A 17,062-nucleotide genomic window follows, 5' to 3' on the forward strand; every position below is an offset into this window, starting at 1 on the left:
GGGCGGGGCGCGCCGAGGCGGGGCGGGCGACGCCGCGCACGAGGCCGGCCGGCGCGGACGGCAGCACGGCGTGGGCGAGCCCGGTGTCGAAGGACGGGTCGCGCCAGGCAGCCAGACCGGACCGGAAGGCCAGGCCGTCGCTGACGCCCATCGGGGCCCGCGACACGGTCAGTCGGGGAGGCGCGGTGGTGCGCCACCCGCCGTCCCAGTCGCCCGGCACGCCGCCCGGGCCCGGGACACCGGGACCCCGCGCGGCGGACACGCCCGTGGGAGCGCCCCGCGAAGCGCCGCCCGCATCCCCGGCGGTCGCGGCGGCGTCCGGCACCCCGGTGCGCCGACGCAGCCTGTCCCGCCATGCCATCCGCTCAACCGCCTTCGTTCACCCTGGTGTTGATACGGGCTATCTCGGTGACCCAGTCCTGGCGCTCGCCGTGGGTCAGGTCGAGGATCTCGTCGCGCCGCCAGTGGAAGTGGTAGGCGATGTACGCGATCTCCTCCCTCAGTCGGGGGAGGGCGTACGTCACGATTCCCCCAGGCGCCCACCGGAGAGGTCGACCTCGAAGCCGCCGTCGCAGTGCGGGCAGGTGACCGCCGCGCGGGTGTGGCCCTCGCTGTTGACCCGCCGGTAGAAGTCCTGCAGGAACGCGACGTCGGTCGCGTACATCCGCTCGACGACCCCGGCGTGCACGTCGGTGACCGTCCCGAGCCGGGTGATCACCTGGCTGAGCAGGACCACGCTCAGGTACGCCGGGTTCTCCTTGACCCGCAGGTCGATCTGGGGGCGCAGCTCGTCGCGGGCGGTGGCCAGGCGCATCGCGCCGTGCCGGTGCACCGTGCCCGCCTCGTCCACGTACCCGCGCGGCAGCTCGAACTCGAACTCCGTGCGCAACCCGTGGTCCTCGCGCGGCGCCGGCGCGGGCGGGGGTGCCGCCGCCTGTTCCGGGGCCGGGGCGGGTGCCGTGGCCTGGAGGATCTCCTCCAGGCTGCCCGCCGTCACCGTACGGCGCCTCATTCGACGATGATCTCCTCGAACACGATGGTCACGGACTCGGTGGCCGCTGCGGACTCGCCGGCCTTGAGGGACGGGCCCTCCCACTTGGAGGCCCAGCCCTGCATGAGCTGGATGCGGCGGACGGTCGCGCCCGTGGAGTCCTTGATCTCGATCGTGAGGTTCTGCCGCGCGGTGTCGACGGCCCCGTTGTTCAGGGTCTCCTTGATCCACTTGGTGAACTCGCTGCTCTTGTCGAGTCCCCGCGTGATCGTGACCTCGCCCGCCTGGCGGGCGCCGGGCTGCTTGCGGATGATCTGCTTGCCCTCCGCGCTGACCTGGCGGACCTCGACGACCTCTTCCTCGACGGTCAGGCCGCTGATCTCCTGGATCGACTCGACCAGGTAGCCGCCCAGCTGCACGCCGAAGATATGGGTGGAAAGAGCATCGCCCTCTGCCATGACTGTCGTTCACCTTTCGTAACTGTTACGGCTGTTCCGGCCCTCGCGACCGTTCGGACCGCGCCGCCCCGCCGCCGCACCCGCGGCGGCGGGGCGGCCCGTCACTCGTCGACGAGGCTGGTGCTGTCGGAGAACTGCGCCAGGCGGAACACCACGAACTCGGCCGGCTTGACCGGGGAGACGCCGATCTCGCAGACCACGCGGCCCTGGTCGATGGACTCCTGCGGGTTGTTGTCCCGGTCGCACTTGACGTAGAACGCCTCGGCGGCCGTACGCCCGAACAGCGCGCCGCGGCGCCACTCCTCGGTCAGGAACGCCGTCACGTTGCGCCGGATGCTCGACCAGAGCCGGTCGTCGTTCGGCTCGAAGACCACCCACTGGGTGCCCAGGAGGATGGACTCCTCCAGGTAGTTGAAGAGCCGGCGCACGTTCAGGTAGCGCCAGGCCGGGTCGGAGGACAGCGTGCGGGCGCCCCAGATCCGGATGCCCCGGCCGGGGAAGGCCCGTACGCAGTTCACGCCGATCGGGTTGAGCAGGTCCTGCTCGCCCTTGCTCAGGCGCAGCTCCAGGTCCACCGCGCCGCGGATCACCTCGTTCGCGGGAGCCTTGTGCACCCCGCGCTCGGCGTCGCTGCGCGCCCACACGCCGGCGATGTGGCCGCTCGGCGGGACGGTCGTGTTGTGTCCGGCGGCGGGGTCGAAGACCCGCACCCACGGGTAGTAGAGGGTCGCGTAGCGGGAGTCGTAACCCGCCTCGTCGTTGCGCCAGGTGCGCACCTGCTGCGCGGACAGGCCCGGCGGGGTGTCCAGGACGGCGACCCGGTCGCCCATCTGCTCGCAGTGCGAGATCACCGCGAGCTGCACGGTGCGTACGCCCTCGGAGTCGATGTCGCCGCGCTCGTAGGCGCTCATCAGGTCCGGGACCGCGACCATGGTGATCTCGTCGATGGTCTCCAGGCCGGCGAAACCGGTGCGGGCGCCCGCGTCGCCCACGTACTCGGCCGGGTTCAGCCGGGACACGTCCGGCCGGCCGGTCGGGGCGGGCGCGGCCGAGGGGTCGGGCAGGACCACGGTCTGGCCGGCCGGCCGGGTCTGGGCCGTGCTCCGCTGCTCGCTGACCTCGATCAGCTTCGAGGCGCGGGCCTGGGTGACGAGGTAGCCCTTGACGTTCTTGCGGGCGGACACCTCGTAGGTCTCGGCGACCTGCTCGCCCTGGCGCACCAGGACCTTGAAGCGGTCCTCGGGCGGGTTCTCGCCGTCCGCGTCCGCGATCTCCACGGACACACCGGTGACGCCCGGCCGCGCCGCGATCAGGAAGCCGCCGATCTCGACGGGCTCCGCCGCGCGCAGGTGGGGGTGGCCGGTGCCGGCGTCCGGCGCGGAGGCGTCCTGGCCGGACCCGCCGATGCGGACGACGTACGCGGCGCCGCCTCCGTTGGCGAAGTACCCGTAGACCGCGTGGGGCAGGTAGGTGCCCTCGGTGAAGCCGCCGAACCGCTGGGTGTACTGGTCCCAGTTGGTGACCAGCGTCGGCTCGTGGAACGGGCCGCTCTGGGCGAACCCGACGAACGCGGCGACGGCGGTGCCGACCCCTTCGATCGGGCGAGCGCCGGACTGCACCTCCTCCACGTACACACCTGGGGTGAGGTACGTCGGCATGCTCGCTCCTTCGCGCTCGCTGCCCCGCGGGCGCGGGGCTTCAAAAGGGACTTCGAAAGACTTGGAAAGGACCGTGTCGCGGGTCCGTCCACAGCCTTTCGCGCGGGCGGGCGCGAGGGGCAGGGGCGTTCGGACCTGGCCGGGGGCAAGGGGGCTGCCCTCCCGGTCCGGCCGTCCGGCTCACGCGTGCGTGACCTGCTCCACGTACGGACCGAACTCGCCCTCCAGGACCAGCCGGCCGAGCTTGCGGTACTCCTGGGCGACGGCCGTCACCACCTGGGACATGGTCAGCGGTTCACCCGAGGCGGCCGCGGAGTAGGCGGCGGTCACCGCGCAGGCCCGGATCGAGCCCCCGGCCAGCTCGAAGCGGTCCGCGCAGAAGCCGAGGTCGAGGCCGTCGGCCCGGGGCAGCCGGTCGCCCAGGCACCGGTCCCACAGGGCCAGGCGCTGGGCGGCGTCGGGCACCGGGAAGTCCGCGATCACGTCCAGGCGGCGGGTGAACGCCTCGTCGAGGTTGGCCCGGAGGTTGGTGGTCAGGATGGCGATGCCGTCGAACGACTCCATCCGCTGGAGGAGGTAGGCCGACTCCATGTTGGCGTGCTTGTCGCGGGCGTCCTTCACCTCCGAGCGCTTGCCGAAGATCGCGTCCGCCTCGTCGAACAGCAGCACGGCGTTGACGGCGGACGCCTCGGTGAAGATCCGCTCCAGGTTCTTCTCGGTCTCACCCACGTACTTGTCGACGACGGTGGACAGGTCCACCACGTACAGGTCCATGCCCAGGTCGGCCGCCACGACCTCGGCGGACATGGTCTTGCCGGTACCGGAGGAGCCCGCGAACAGGGCGATCACCCCGCGCCCGCGCCCGCCGCCGGGCCGCATGCCCCACTGCCCCAGCACCTGGTCGCGGTACCGGGCGCGGACCGCGAGCTCCCGCAGCCGGCGGTGGGTGGGAGCCGGCAGCACCAGGTCGTCCCAGCCCACCGCGGGCTCCACGCGCCGGGCCAGGCGGGCGAGCCCCGCGCCGTTCTGGGCCCGTACGGCGATGCGCAGGTCGTCGGGGGTGACCGGGCGGCCGTCGAGCGCGGCCGTGCGCACGGCGGTGTCGGCGGCGCGCCGCAACTGTCCCGCGTCGAGGCGGTGGGCGGACACGGACCGCGCGAGCGCGTCCGTCCCGGCCGCCGCGTCCGCGTCCTCGGCGTGGGCGTGGGCGTCGGGGTCGGCGAGGGTGCCGGAGCCGTCCGCCGTGCCCGCGCCGGCGGGCCGGCCGTGCCGTGCGGCGGACCGCTCCAGCGCGTGGCGCCAGCGCACGACGTGCCGCTCGGGCGAGGGGGCCGCGACCGTCATGGTGACGGGGGTGTCGGAGGCCCAGGCGGGCTCCCACCCGCCCGTCCCGTACGTGAACAGGGGGAGGCCGCTCAGCACCGCGCACATCGAGCGCAGGAGCCGCGCCCGCTCGTCGGGTCGGTCGGGCAGCTCCTCCACCGGTCCGAGGAGCACACCGGCGCCCAGCAGGCGGGCCTCGCGGGCGGCGGCGCGCGCGAGTTCGGGCGCGGCGCGGACCCGGTGGGCCAGGGCCGCCGCGTCCAGGGCCAGGGGGCGCAGCCCGCGGGCGCGCAACGCGGCGGCCGCCAGGCCGACGGGATCGCCGCCGCGGGTCCGCACGTGGACGTGCCCGGTGCCGCTCGTGGCCGCCGCGACGGCACGGCGCAGTTCGGCCGGGTCGACGGCCGGGTCGTCGGCGGCCTCGCCGAGCACGTCGGCCAGCCGCGGGTCGGGCGAGGCGTCGCCGAGGAGGTGGGCGGTGACCCGGTCCGGGACGGCCAGCACACGGGACAGCGGCGGCCGTTCGGGCTCGGTGACCTCCAGCAGGCCGCCGGCGACGAGCGGCCCGGTGGGGGAGAGCCGGAACCGCGCCGTCGCCGACCCGGCGCGGCCGCACAGTTCGAGGGCGAGCGCGACGGTGGGCCGGCGGCGGGTCAGGTCGTCGTTGAGGTAGCCGTAGAGCTGCTCGAAGCGGACGTCCAGGTCGGGCGCCAGGGCGACCAGCAGCAGGTCCAGGTCGAGCGGGTCCAGACCGAAGCGCGTGGCGAGGACGTCGAGGGCCGAACCGGGCGGGGGGTCGGCCGGTGCGAGCGCGGGCAGGGCGGGGTCGTACGGGGCGTCCAGGATCCGGGTGACCGCCTCGGGGGTGAGGTACTGGCCCCGGTAGGGGTCGTCCGGGTCGGGGTCGGCGGCGCGCCGGAGCGCCACGGCCCGGCGCACCCGGTCCTCGACGAGGCGGAGCCGCGCCCACAGGTACGGGACCGGGTCGCCCGCCGGGGCCGAAGCGGGTGCCGCGTGCGGGACGGCCGCCGGGGCCGGGGCGGGTGCCCGGTGCGGGACGGCCGCCGGATCCGGGGCCGGATCCGGGACCGGATCCGGGGCCGTCGGGGCGGTCTGCGTCACGGCTGCCTCTCCCCCCGGCGGCGGCGCGCGGGGGCCTTCGGCCGTTCCCGGGAGCCGCCGAGGCCCTCCGGCCCCGGCCCGTTCAGCTCCACGTAGCGCAGCCGGCGCGCGCTCCGCGCCTCCTCCGGCTCGGCCTGCGGCACGGACCGTACGACGAGCCCCTCGGTGACCGGCGGCGCGGTGAGCCTGCTGATGCCGGCCAGCGGGGCCTTCACGCGCACCCCGAGCGACGGCTTCAGCTCGCCGCCCAGCGCGGACCACACCTCGGAGGCGGCCGGGGCGTCCGCGCCGGTGCCCCCCGCGTCCACGTCCACGAGCAGGCCGAGCTCGGCCAGCGTGCCGCTGAGCATGCGCGGGGGCAGCGCGTCCGTGGACAGGAGGCAGGACAGCACCTGGGAGAGCAGCCGGTGCTCGTCCTGCGGCCTGCTGGCCCACGCGGTGACCAGGTACGTCAACTCGAACCAGCGCGGCGGGGTGCGGCGCGCGACGACCAGCCCGTCCGCGTCGTACACCTCGCCCCCGCCGCTGCCGCGCCGGGTGTGGTCCTCGCGGATGTCGTACAGGAACACGCAGACCGTGGGCGCGCTGCGGCGCGCGGCCCAGTCGCGCGTCGGCGCGTCGAAGACCACCTCGACGCCCGACGCCTCCAGGCCGGACTCCGCCAGCAGCCGGCGCAGCCCCTCGTCGACCTCGTGGATCACCGGCGGGTCACCTCGTCGGGCGGCTGCACGGTGCCGTTGACCACGAGGAAGTCGGTCTGCACCGGGGAGAAGCCGGGGCCGCTCGCGGTGATGAGGCGGGGGCCGGTCCGGTCCTTGGCGAGGATCAGCAGCTGGCCGGTGAACGTGCCGTCGCGCCGGGGCAGGGTCGGCGCCGCCGCCGCGGTGATGCCCGGCTGCCACGTGAACCGCACCGGCACGCCGGGCGGGAAGTCCTCGCCGCGCACGGAGGTGACGAAGCCGGGCTTGCCGATCGGCGGCACGGCGACGATGCGCGGCTGGAGGACGCGCAGCGGCTGCTCCGCGGTGTTGTCGCCGAGGTCGGCGTCCGTGCCGGTCGTGGTGAGGGTGGCGCTCACGCGGCCGGTGAGTGCCTTGTCGGGGCTGAGGACGACCTGGAGGACGGTCCGGGCGCCGGGCGCCAGGTCCGGCAGCGCGCAGTTCCAGTTCTGGTCGCAGCCCGGCGGCGGGCCGTTGTGGGGAACGCCCTCGGGGAGGCCGAGACGCAGCCGCAGGCCGGTGGCCAGGGCGTTGCGCCCGTTGCGGACGGTGTACGTGACGACGATTCGGCCGCCGACGTAGCCGGGGTCGGGCTGCGCCGTGACGCGCACCGCGGGCCCGGCCGGCGGCGCGGGAGGCTCCGGGCGCGTCGCGGGAGGGACGGTGGGCGTCGGAGTCGGCGTCGGGGTCGGTGTCGGGGTCGGGGTCGGGGTGGGTGTCGGAGTCGGCGTGGGCGTCGGCGTGGGTGTCGGGGTCGGCGTCACGGGGGCCTCGCGCACCGGCACCACGGTCCGGCCGGCGTTGTCCGTGGGGCGGGGGTCGAGGACGGTGCCGGCGACCGTCCATTCCACCGGCTGCTCGCCGGCGGTGACGCCGGTGAGGGTGGCGGTCACCGCGACGGTGGTTCCGGGGCGCACGACGCCCAGCGCGCAGGTCAGCGCCGCGGCGTCGCAGGTGGCGCCCGGGGCGGTGAGCGCGGTGACGGTCACCCCGGCCGGGGGCGCGACGGTCAGCCGGGTCCCCGGCGAGGCCGCCGGGCCCTGGTTGACGACGTCCACCCGCACGGCGGCGGAGTCACCGACGGTCAGCGGGGGCGCCCGGTCCGGCGCCCGGATCGCGAGGTCCACCGACTGCTGCACGGCGGGTTCCTTCTGCCGCCCCGGCAGGCCGGTGACGAGCAGGTTGTGGGAGCCGGTGGCGACATCCACCAGCTTCAGCTTCTCCGGGCTGTTGGGGGCCCGCTCACCGCGCGCGCTGAGTACGAGGCTCTTCCCGTCGGCCGTCCAGGCCGCGTCGCGGGGCTGGAACGGTCCGCGCTCCGGGCTGTCGGGCAGTTCCCGGCCGCAGGCGCCGGGAACGCCGCGCGCGGCCTCCGGCAGCAGGACCCGGCAGGCGCCGCCCGTCGGGGAGGCGAGCAGGATGCCGCCCTGGTCGTCGAGGCGGCCGCCGCCGTTCTTGCGGTTGAAGGCGAGGGTGGCGCCGTCCGGGGAGAACGCCGGGCTGTCGTCGATGACCTCGCAGGCGCCGGGGCACATCCCGGCGCTGAGGTCGCGCTGCCGGGCGAGGCTGTCCACGGGCACGGTCCAGACGTGCTTGTTGCCGCCGCGGCCGTTGATCACGTGGTTACGGGTGAAGGCCAGCATCGCGCCGTCGGAGGACCAGGTGGGCTGGGCGTCGCCGCCCCGGACCCCGCCCTCGGGCGGGACGACCTCGCCGCGGATCGCGCCGGTGGCGGCGTCCGCGATCAGGATGCGCGCGGGGCCGGCGGCTTCGCCCGTGCCACCGGGCGAGGTCCGGGTGAAGGCCAGGAACCTGCCGTCGGGGGAGAACGTCGGGTCGGTGTCCCAGTCCCTGGGGCCGCGGCCCGCGAGCGGCAGGGGCGCCGCGCCGGACCCGTCGGCGTCCGCGATCCAGATCCGCTCGATCCGGCCGTCGCGCGTGTCCTCGAAGCGGGTCAGTACGATCCTGCGCCCGTCGGGCGTGTAGCTCTGCCGCTCGGTCCACGGGTCGTGGCCGGGGGCCGGCTGGAACAGCGGGTCCTTGGCCGGATCGGTGTTGGTGTCGGCCGCCGGGTCCTCCTTGAGGATGGTCAGCCCGAGGTCCCGGGGGTCGGAGCCGTCCGCCCGGGCGTCCTGCAGGGTCACCACGTGCGGCCCGGCGGCCGAGGTGCGCTCGACCACGGCCCCGCCGCCTTCGAGCGGCCCGAGCCAGGTGGCCGACGCGACCTCGCGGTCCTCGCTGAGTACCACCTGGGGCGTGTTCTCCGCATGCGCGGGAACCCGGAAGACGTGGTCCCAGTCGCCCTCGCAGTCGCAGGTGCGGTTCGGGCTGAGGAACAGGACGCCGTTCCCGTCGGGCAGCCAGCTTGCCCCGTGGGTACGCCACTCGGCCTGCGCGCCCCCCAGCAGCGGCCCGCCGGTGCGCCCGTCGGTCCACCGCAGGCGCGGCGTGGATCCGCCGGCGGTGTAGGCGATCCGGTCCCGGTGCGCCGCGTCGTCCACCGGGTTCCACACCGGCTCGGTGGCCGGGCCGTCGACGGGGTCGGTGACGCGGACGGCGGCGCCGCCCCGCAGGGGGCGTACGTAGACCTGCCGTCCGGCGGCGCGGTCGGCGTCGCCGGAGTACGCCAGGCGTCCGCCGTCCGGCGAGACCGTGGGGTGCTCCTCGTTCGCGGGCGTGTCGGTCAGCCTGGTCAGGCCGGTCCCGTCGGTGCGCACCAGGTACAGGTCGCGCTGGATGCCGCCGGTCTCGGGCCGGACGGCGGAGTCGAAGACGACCGCCCGGCCGTCCGGGGTCAGCCGCGGGTGCGCGGCGTCCATTCCGCTGGTCAGGCGGCGTACCGAGCCGTTCGCGGCGCGCAGGTAGATCTGCGGGTTCCGCTCGTCGCGGCGGCTGGCGAAGACCAGTTGGTCGCCGAGGGCGGCGGGCTGGAGGTCCAGGTGGGCCGGCCCCTCCCCGAACAGCGGGGTGCTGGAGGTACTGGTCGCCACCCGGCCCAGGCTGCGGTGGCGCGTACCGGCGTACGCCACCCGGCTGTCGCCGGCGTCGGCCGCGAGGGGTCTGGCCCCGGCGTCGCCGGGGCCGGTCGCCGCCGTCACCGCGAGCAGGGGGGCCAGCAGCAGCAGTGACGCGCCGGCCCTCCCCCAGCGGTGTCGCCGACCGTCGGAGCCACCCGTGCTCATCACGGTCCACCTCACAGTCCGGGTACAGCATCTGCGCATGATCTGGCCACCCTGCGGGCCGGCGCCCGCGGGCCGGCAGGGCCGCGGGGCCGGATCCGGGGGAAGCGCCGGGTGCGCTTTCGGGCAGTGCCGGGGCGCGGCGGGCGGTTCCGCCGGGCGCCGGGGCCGGCTTCCGCGGCCGCCGGCCCCGGGAGCCGTCCCGGCGCTCAGATCAGCCCGTTGCGCAGGGCGTAGCCGACCGCGTGCGTGCGGTTGCGCAGCTGAAGCCGCGTGATGACCTCGTGCAGCACGTTCTTGACGGTCCGTTCGGAGTACGAGGTCTTGCGCGCGATCTCCGCGGTGTCCAGGCCGTCGGACACCAGGCGCAGCATGTCCGCCTCGCGCGCGGTCAGGGTGGACAGGGACACCGCGCGGGGGTCGAGGGCCGAACGCTGCAGGCTGCCGACGTGGTCGAGGAGTTTCGCGAGGAGGTCGCCGGGCAGGACGCCCTCGCCGTTCGCTATCGCCAGCACCAGGCGCAGCAGCCGGTCCTGGTCGGCCTCCGCGCGCCGCAGCACGGCGGTGACCCCGCACTCGATGGCGCGCTGCAGCGCGTCGCCGGACTCGAAGGTGCCGACCACGAGCCCGGTGCGCGTACCGGAGTCGTGGCGCAGCCGGTACAGCAGCGCGGCCGTCTCGTCGTCCACGCTGTCCACGGCCACCAGCGACACCTGGGCGCCGTCGGCGGCGTCGACGAGCTGGATCTCGGGGCGCTGGCGCAGCTGGTGGACGACCCCGACGTGCAGGATCGGGTCCGACGCGTACACGGCCACGGTGACCCGCCGGCCGGCGCCGGACGGGGAGGCGGGGCCGTGGTACTCGGTCTGGGTCTGGCTCATAAGTCGTACCTGTTCCGGGATGCGTAGGTGCGGACACGGGGGGAAGGTTCGTCAACGGGGGCTGGGCGACGACGAGTTGCGGGCCGTCCCCGAGGGCATCGGGGCTGCCCGGGGAGTTGCCCCCGCGTCCGTGGAAGCGATGGGTCCGGCGCCGTAGCGTCGCCGTGTGATATCCCCAGCTGCCTCTCCCAGCCCTGGCGCGCCCGGCCTCGACATCCCGGCGGTGTCGGTGACCCCGGGCGGTACCGCCTCCACCAGCCTGACCGTCCGCAACGACAGCGACATCGTCGAGGCGTACCGCCTGGAGGTCGTCGGCGACTGCGCCGCCTGGGCCACGGTGGAACCCGCGCGGGTCTCCCTGTACCCCGGCACCTCCGAGGCGGTGACGATCCGTCTGACGCCGCCGCGCTCGCCGCAGGTGCGGGCCGGGGACGTCCCGCTCGCCGTGCGCGTGCTGCCCACCGAGCACCCCGAGTCCGTACGGGTGCCCGAGACCACCGTGCACGTCGAGGAGTTCCGGGAGCTGCGCGCGGAGAGCGCTCCCAGGCGCCGCCGCGGCTGGCTGCGGGGGCGCTACCGGATCGCGGTGCGCAACGAGGGCAACTGCCCCGTACGGCTGGGCCTCATGGCCGCGCAGCCGGGCGAGGAGCTGAAGTTCGACTTCCGCCCCGCCGCCGTGACGCTGGAGCCGGGGGAGTCCACCGAGGTGGCACTGCGGGTCCGTACGGGCCGGCCGGTGTGGTTCGGGGCCCCGGTGACCTGGCCGTTCACCGTGGAGGTGGCCGAGGTCGACGAGGGCGACGGCGAGGCGGCCGGAAGCGGCGAGGAGCGACGGCAGGAGCCCGGCGCCGTCCGGGCGCCGCTGGAGGTGGAGTTCGTCCAGATCCCCGTCTTCCCGACCTGGCTGCTCGCGGTCCTGGCCGCCCTGCTGGCCCTGCTGCTGGCCTGGTTCCTGCTGGTGCGCCCGGCCGTACGCAGTACCGCCAAGGAGGCGGCCGAGCTGGTGCAGAAGAGGCCGGCGCCCACCGCGGCCGTGAACGGGCAGGCTCCGCCCGCCGGCGGCGCCGAGCAGCCGGCCGGCGGGGCCAAGAACCCGGTGCCCGGGGGCGGCGGAGCCGGTACGGGCGGCGGCGGCGCGGGCGCCGGCGCGGGCGCGGTCGTCGGCGGCCAGCAGAGCTCGGCCACCATCGACCTGCAGACCGGCGCCGGACAGACCAAGACCGGTTCCTACACGGTGCCGGCGGGCAAGGCGTTCGGGATCACGGACATCGTTGTCGCCAACTTCCAGGGCGACGAGGGGGTGGTGACCATCAGCTTCGGCGACCGCAAGATCACGACGATCGCGCTGGAGACGTTCCGCAACCAGGACTACCACTGGGTCACCCCCATCAGCATCGCCGAGAGCCAGACTGTGACCGTCCAGGTGACCTGTGCGAAGCCGGGCACCCCCGCTACCGGCCGCCAGGCACAGGAGTGCCACGAGGTGCTGCATGTGAGCGGGGTGCTGAGCGACCTCCGGTGACCCGAGCGGCACGGACATCGTCGGTCAGGTTGTCCGCCGGGGCAAAGGGGGCCTTTGCCCCACCGTCTGAAAATAGGTACTCGGCGAGTCGATCAGGTGTCCCCTTTGCGGCCGTACGTTCCCATCCGGGTGTCCCCTCGACGTAGTGAACTCGCGGGTAACCAGCGGTAATCGGCGCGGCGGCAAAGATGGCCGGATCGCGGCTTCCGGCCCCCTCCCCTGCTCCGGTCAGCGGGAGGGGGCCGGCGCCTTCCTCACTGGTCGGTACGCCGGCGGTTGGAGTCGCCGGCCTGCATGCGGTCGTGCTGGTAGGCCTCCTCGGCCCAGCGCGCGAGGTCGTGCAGCTCGTTCTGGAGCTGGTCCCAGGTCTTCATCTGGGCGCCCATCGTGCGGATCTCGAAGGGGATCATCATGGCGCCCTCCTCCGCGTGCGGGGCGATCTGGTTCATGCCGCCGAACACGCTCTGCTGGTCCACCGCGGGAGCCCCCGTGAGCGCCGATTCGGCGAACGAGAGGAGGGACACCTCGGGCCCGTCGATCTGCCGGGTGGCGTTCTCGCGGAACTCCAGCTTGCCGCCCTCCCCGGAGTCCTCCTGGTACCTGGCGAGGACGTCGATGACGCCGTCGCTGCTGCTGCGCAGGAACGCCTGGAGCGCCGGGTCGAGCAGACCCCGGACGTCCGAGAGCCGCGACCGGGACAGGACGGCCGTCAAATTCTTGATCTGGCCCTGGTCCTGGTCCTGGGCCACGTAGTCGGCCACGGCCGCGACCTGCATGAAGAACAGCTGGCAGTAGCCGTCGAGGGCGTCGGTGGGCACCCTCTTGCGCTTCTTGGAGGCCGCCTGGCCGCGGTCGTACATCTCCACGACCTCCGCCGCGAAGTCCTTGGCCTGGGAGAACCGGAAGCGGGCCCGGCGGTTCGGTACGCGCGGCCCGGTGGGAGCGGCGTCCCGCAGGTGGTCGAAGAACATCGGCATGCCGCTCAGCGGTACCCCGACCGAGTAGTGCACGAACAGGCCGTCGCCCAGGCCGGGCTTTCCGGCGTGCTCGTCGTAGCCGAGCCCCGGGGCGACCCGGGCCCCCGCTCCCTCGGCCAGCACCTGCAGGTTCAACGCCATGTCCCGCAGGGGGGTCTTGTCGACCGCTTGGTAGAACCCGTCGCGCACGGCGCGGATCTCGGCGACCAGGTGGTCCAGGGCCGCGGGCCCGGCCTCGCTCATCGAGCCGACCACGCGGACCGCGCCGGTCACGAACTCCACGTTCGAGTAGCCGGCCCCGCCGGGCAGCGCCCGCTTGTCGGAGACCACCTTGAAGTCCGCCGCGGTGCTCTGGGCCAGGTCGGTGTCGCCCTCGTACTTCTGGCCCCGCTCGTCCTCCACCGGCAGGCTGACCTCGGTCTCGAAGCCCAGCATGCGCTGCACGGGCGCCCCATCCCCGCCGCCGGCCGCGGGGTGGTCCGAGGGGCCGGCCGCCGGGGCGTCCCGCAGGTCCGGCCGCGGACGGGACATGGCCCGTACGGCGTTCGCCTCGGCCTCCCGCTCGAACGTGTCGGACGGGTCCGACACCCTCAGCCCCGCACCGTTGTCCGTGCCGGACACCGGGCCGCGGCGCTGCTGGATCACATGGGTCAGCTCGTGCGCGAGGGTGTGCTTGTCGCCGCCGGCCGCGCCGATGACGACATCGCTGCCCGAGGTGTAGGCCCGGGCCCCGATCTCGGCGGCGGACCGCTGGGCCGCCGCCCCCGTGTGCAGGCGCACCTCGGAGAAGTCGGAGCCGAGGCGGTCCTCCATCTCCCTGCGCAGCGGCTCGTCGAGCGGCCGGCCCGCGCCCCGCAGCACCTCGTGGACGGCGGAGCGCTGCACCGCGGGCGTCTCCCCGTCGTGGCCGCAGGACGCGTCGTGCCGGTGCCGGTCCTGCTGGACCAGCCGGGCGACGGCCGTGTTCCCGATGCGCCGCTGCAGCGCGCCCGCCTGCCGCGGGGACAGCGCCGCTCCCACCACCGGTACGGGCGCCTGCGCCTGCCGTGCCCGGTTCGCCCGGTCGGCCCCCTGCCCGCCATCGGACCCGCCGGACCCGCTGCGGTCGTTCGCCTGAGCGCGCACGAGACCCCTCCCGCTCGACTGCCACTGTTACTGCCGAGATCCGTGTCTACCCGCGGCGCGCCCCGGCGGGCAGGGACGCGAGGGCAGCGCGGGGGCCACGCCCTTGCCCCGGCGGCGGCGGAGGACGACCGGTCAGGGCCAGACCAGGCAGTACGGCTGGTGTCCCGCCTCGTGGAGGCGGTGCGAGAAGTCCTGCCACTCGTGGAGCAGCTGGTAGACGTTGAAGGCGTCGCGCGGGCCGCCGCGGTCCGGGACCGTGGACCAGATGAAGGCGGCCGCGCCGACGGATTCCTCGCCCACGCCGCGGAGCGGGTCCACGACCGTCATGGGCAGTTTGACCACCGCGTAGTCGGGGTGGAGGACGACCAGCTCCAGGGGCGGCACCTTGTGCAGGGGTATGCCCTCGATGCCGGTCAGGACCATCGCGGCCACCGTCTCCGGCTTGATCTTGGTGAACAGGCCGCCCATGCCGAGCTCGTCGCCGCCCAGCTCCTCCGGGCGCATCGTCACCGGGACCCGGGCGGCCGTCGCGCCGTCGGGCGCGCCGAAGTACTTGTAGGTCACTCCCATGCCGCGGCCCTTGAACAGGCCCTCGGGCGGGGCGGACGGTTCCGGGACGGCATCGGCGGCCTCCGCGGCGCGGCGGTGCTTGCCCCGGCGGCGGGATTCGCGGGCGCGCTGGGGGTCGAGGCCGTCCATACCCTCGCCCGGTCCACCACCGCGTTGCATATCTCCACCCGACTGGTCTTGCTCGCCCCGGCCCCGCGGCCCCCGCCACGCAGCCTGATCATCATGGCAGTGACCTCCCCCGCGGCGGCGCGGTGAAACGCCCGTCCGCAAGTCTGTCGCGGCCTCTGAGACCATGGCTGGTGTGAGCTACCCGTACCCGTATGAAGCCCCAGTTTCGCAGACGCTCTTCGAGCGTGCGTCCCTCGTGACCCCCGGCGGCGTGAACTCTCCGGTGCGCGCCTTCCGCGCCGTGGGCGGTACGCCCCGGTTCATGGTGTCCGGTACCGGCCCGTATCTGACGGATGCCGACGGCCGTGAGTATGTCGACCTCGTGTGCTCGTGGGGTCCGATGATCCTCGGCCACTCCCACCCCGAGGTGATCGAGGCCGTCCAGGCGGCGGTCGCCCGCGGCACGTCCTTCGGCACGCCCGGCGAGGGCGAGGTCGCGCTCGCCGAGGAGATCGTCGCGCGGATCGAGCCCGTCGAGCAGGTCCGCCTGGTGTCCTCGGGCACCGAGGCGACCATGTCGGCGATCCGGCTGGCCCGCGGCTTCACGGGGCGCGCCAAGGTGGTGAAGTTCGCCGGCTGCTACCACGGTCACGTGGACGCGCTGCTGGCCGCCGCCGGTTCCGGGCTCGCGACCTTCGCGCTGCCGGACACCCCCGGAGTGACCGGAGCCCAGGCGGGCGACACCATCGTCCTGCCCTACAACGACCTCGAAGCGGTACGGGCGGCCTTCGCCGCGCACCCCGGCGAGATCGCCTGTGTGATCACCGAGGCGGCGCCCGGCAACATGGGCGTCGTCACCCCGGCGGACGGCTTCAACCAGGGCCTCGCCGACCTCTGCCGCGCCAACGGCGCCCTCTACATCTCCGACGAGGTCATGACGGGCTTCCGCACCTCCCGCGCCGGCTGGTACGGCGTGGACGGGGTCCGACCCGACCTGATGACCTTCGGCAAGGTCATGGGCGGCGGCTTCCCGGCGGCGGCCTTCGGCGGCCGCGCGGACGTGATGGGCCACCTGGCCCCGGCCGGCCCGGTCTACCAGGCGGGCACCCTCTCCGGTAACCCGATCGCGACCGCGGCCGGTCTGGCGCAGCTGCGCCTGCTCGACGCGGCCGCGTACGAGAAGGTCGACGCCGTGGCGGCGCGGATCCAGGGCCTGGTGACCGAGGCGCTGACCAAGGAGGGCGTGGCGCACCGGGTGCAGACGGCGTCCAACATGTTCTCCGTGTTCTTCACCGAGGACGAGGTCCGCGACTACGACGACGCCAAGAAGCAGGAGAGCTTCCGCTTCAACGGCTTCTTCCACTCGATGCTGGCGCAGGGCGTCTACCTGCCGCCGTCCGCCTTCGAGTCCTGGTTCGTGTCCACCGCCCACGACGAGCGGGCGGTCGAGCGCGTCGCGGCCGCGCTCCCCGCCGCCGCCCGGGCCGCCGCGGAGGCGACCGCGTGAGCGCCGCCGACACGCCCGGGATCACCGTCGTCCACCTGGTGCGCCACGGGGAGGTGCACAACCCGGACGGGGTCCTCTACGGGCGCCGGGAGGGCTACCACCTCTCCGAGCTGGGGCGCCGGATGGCCGACCGGGTCGCGGAGCACCTGGAGAGCCGGGACGTCGCGTACGTCGTGTCCTCCCCGCTGGAGCGGGCCCAGGAGACGGCCGCGCCGATCGCCAAGAGCCACGGGCTGGACCTGGCGACGGACGGACGGCTGCTGGAGGCGGAGAACGTCTTCGAGGGCAAGACCTTCGGCGTGGGCGACGGCGCGCTGCGCAAGCCGGGCAACTGGAAGCACCTGACGAACCCGTTCAAGCCCTCCTGGGGCGAGCCGTACGTCGAGCAGGTGGTCCGGATGATGAGCGCGCTGGAGGCGGCGCGCGACGCGGCGCGCGGCCGCGAGGCGGTGGCGGTCAGCCACCAGCTGCCGATCTGGATCGTGCGGAGCTTCGCGGAGAAGCGCCGGCTGTGGCACGACCCGCGCCGCCGCCAGTGCACGCTGGCCTCGCTGACGTCCTTCACCTACCAGGGCGACCGGCTGGTGTCGGTGGGCTACAGCGAGCCGGCCCGGGACCTGGTCCCGGCGCACCTGCTGGCCGGGGCGAAGCCGGTGAAGGGCGCGTCCAAGGCATTCGGCGCCTGACCGTTCGTCACGGGCGCCACCGGCGTGACATGCGCCACCGGCCGCTTGATCGACGGTCTGTTACGAACCGTTACCGCTTTGCCTAATTGAATACGAGTCGCGCGGGAATCACCCTTCTGGTGCTGCGAGCAATGCTCAATTGTCCGTTTATATGACTATTGACGTGAGCTTCGTGAGTGACGACGGGGACGGTGACATGCGCGACTTCAGTCGAAGAGGAGTGCTCGGACTCGGGC

At 74.5% G+C, this 17,062-nt stretch carries 13 protein-coding genes; 3 read left to right on the forward strand and 10 right to left on the reverse strand.

Annotation, left to right across the window (positions count from 1 at the left end):
• Nucleotides 1-365: 365 nt before the first annotated feature.
• The 8 genes from ACFWUQ_RS28085 to ACFWUQ_RS28120 all read right to left on the reverse strand — a co-directional run bounded on the left by ACFWUQ_RS28085 (nt 366) and on the right by ACFWUQ_RS28120 (nt 10,331).
• Complete coding sequence (locus tag ACFWUQ_RS28085) at nt 366-524, reverse strand: DUF6760 family protein (RefSeq protein WP_167344733.1); 159 nt, start codon at nt 522-524, stop codon at nt 366-368.
• Nucleotides 521-1,012, reverse strand: a complete 492-nt coding sequence (locus ACFWUQ_RS28090; RefSeq protein WP_384543578.1) for a hypothetical protein — start codon at nt 1,010-1,012, stop codon at nt 521-523. The genes ACFWUQ_RS28085 and ACFWUQ_RS28090 overlap by 4 nt, the downstream gene beginning before the upstream one ends.
• Nucleotides 1,009-1,449 carry a phage tail protein gene (locus ACFWUQ_RS28095; protein ID WP_030388073.1) on the reverse strand — a complete coding sequence of 147 codons (441 nt, stop codon included), beginning with the start codon at nt 1,447-1,449 and terminating at the stop codon, nt 1,009-1,011. Before ACFWUQ_RS28095 ends, ACFWUQ_RS28090 begins: the two co-directional genes overlap by 4 nt.
• Nucleotides 1,450-1,550: 101 nt before the next feature.
• Nucleotides 1,551-3,107: a phage tail sheath family protein gene (locus tag ACFWUQ_RS28100; RefSeq protein WP_384543580.1), complete on the reverse strand. Its 1,557-nt coding sequence runs from the start codon at nt 3,105-3,107 to the stop codon at nt 1,551-1,553.
• A gap of 180 nt (nt 3,108-3,287) precedes the next feature.
• Nucleotides 3,288-5,402, reverse strand: a complete 2,115-nt coding sequence (locus tag ACFWUQ_RS28105; RefSeq protein WP_384543596.1) for an ATP-binding protein — start codon at nt 5,400-5,402, stop codon at nt 3,288-3,290.
• Between the two features lie 146 nt (nt 5,403-5,548).
• Nucleotides 5,549-6,253: a DUF4255 domain-containing protein gene (locus tag ACFWUQ_RS28110; protein WP_384543582.1), complete on the reverse strand. Its 705-nt coding sequence runs from the start codon at nt 6,251-6,253 to the stop codon at nt 5,549-5,551.
• Nucleotides 6,250-9,453 (reverse strand): hypothetical protein, encoded by a 3,204-nt coding sequence (locus tag ACFWUQ_RS28115; protein WP_384543584.1) that lies wholly within the window; start codon nt 9,451-9,453, stop codon nt 6,250-6,252. The genes ACFWUQ_RS28110 and ACFWUQ_RS28115 overlap by 4 nt, the downstream gene beginning before the upstream one ends.
• A gap of 206 nt (nt 9,454-9,659) precedes the next feature.
• Complete coding sequence (locus ACFWUQ_RS28120) at nt 9,660-10,331, reverse strand: LuxR C-terminal-related transcriptional regulator (protein ID WP_384543586.1); 672 nt, start codon at nt 10,329-10,331, stop codon at nt 9,660-9,662.
• A gap of 166 nt (nt 10,332-10,497) precedes the next feature.
• Between ACFWUQ_RS28120 and ACFWUQ_RS28125 the strand changes: the two genes are divergently transcribed.
• Nucleotides 10,498-11,853: a hydrolytic protein gene (locus ACFWUQ_RS28125; RefSeq protein ID WP_384543588.1), complete on the forward strand. Its 1,356-nt coding sequence runs from the start codon at nt 10,498-10,500 to the stop codon at nt 11,851-11,853.
• Between the two features lie 254 nt (nt 11,854-12,107).
• Here ACFWUQ_RS28125 and ACFWUQ_RS28130 read toward each other — a convergent pair whose 3' ends face one another.
• Together ACFWUQ_RS28130 and ACFWUQ_RS28135 are read right to left on the reverse strand one after the other, a co-directional pair.
• Nucleotides 12,108-13,955 carry a DUF4157 domain-containing protein gene (locus tag ACFWUQ_RS28130; protein ID WP_384543590.1) on the reverse strand — a complete coding sequence of 616 codons (1,848 nt, stop codon included), beginning with the start codon at nt 13,953-13,955 and terminating at the stop codon, nt 12,108-12,110.
• A gap of 132 nt (nt 13,956-14,087) precedes the next feature.
• Nucleotides 14,088-14,525 (reverse strand): hypothetical protein, encoded by a 438-nt coding sequence (locus ACFWUQ_RS28135; RefSeq protein ID WP_053675327.1) that lies wholly within the window; start codon nt 14,523-14,525, stop codon nt 14,088-14,090.
• 292 nt (nt 14,526-14,817) lie between these two features.
• On the opposite strand from ACFWUQ_RS28135, the gene hemL reads away from it, so the two are divergent.
• Nucleotides 14,818-16,140, forward strand: coding sequence for a glutamate-1-semialdehyde 2,1-aminomutase (hemL, locus tag ACFWUQ_RS28140; protein ID WP_384543592.1), 1,323 nt, complete (start codon nt 14,818-14,820; stop codon nt 16,138-16,140).
• Nucleotides 16,137-16,826: a histidine phosphatase family protein gene (locus ACFWUQ_RS28145; protein WP_384543594.1), complete on the forward strand. Its 690-nt coding sequence runs from the start codon at nt 16,137-16,139 to the stop codon at nt 16,824-16,826. Before hemL ends, ACFWUQ_RS28145 begins: the two co-directional genes overlap by 4 nt.
• Nucleotides 16,827-17,062: the final 236 nt, after the last annotated feature.

Source organism: Streptomyces sp. NPDC058662 (genome assembly GCF_042716255.1).
Taxonomy (GTDB): domain Bacteria; phylum Actinomycetota; class Actinomycetes; order Streptomycetales; family Streptomycetaceae; genus Streptomyces.